Genomic DNA, 502 nt, shown 5'->3' with positions numbered 1-502 from the left:
AAGTGAAACATCTCAGTACCGACAGGAAGAGAAAACAACAGTGATTCCGAGAGTAGTGGCGAGCGAAATCGGATGAGGCTAAACCGTTTCTGTGTGATACCCGGCAGGGGTTGCAGGGACGGGGTCGTGGGACTGCTCATCACGTGCTGCCGTGCGTGGAGGAAGTAAGAAACCTGTGTGGAAGTCGAAGCCGGTTGGAAAGCCGTACCGTAGAGGGTGATAGGCCCGTAGACGTCAAGCACAGGCTTCCGAGCATCATCCCAAGTAACACGGAACCCCTGAAATTCCGTGTGAATCTGGCGGGACCACCCGTTAAGCCTAAATACTCCTTGATGACCGATAGCGGACAAGTACCGTGAGGGAAAGGTGAAAAGTACCCCTGGCGGGGAGTGAAATAGTACCTGAAACCGTGTGCCTACAATCCGTCGGAGCTCTTGCCTTGTGCAGGGGTGACGGCGTGCCTTTTGAAGAATGAGCCTGCGAGTTTGCGGTGTGTTGCGAG

General features: G+C 54.6%; 1 rRNA gene. It reads left to right on the top strand.

Features of this window, described 5'->3' with window-relative positions:
• Positions 1–502: ribosomal RNA gene (locus FB586_RS19100) — 23S ribosomal RNA — on the top strand; the annotation flags it as partial.

The sequence above is a fragment of the Cellulomonas telluris genome, from assembly GCF_004886325.1.
GTDB lineage: Bacteria > Actinomycetota > Actinomycetes > Actinomycetales > Cellulomonadaceae > Cellulomonas > Cellulomonas telluris.
This window is presented reverse-complemented; position numbering and strand designations above follow the sequence as displayed.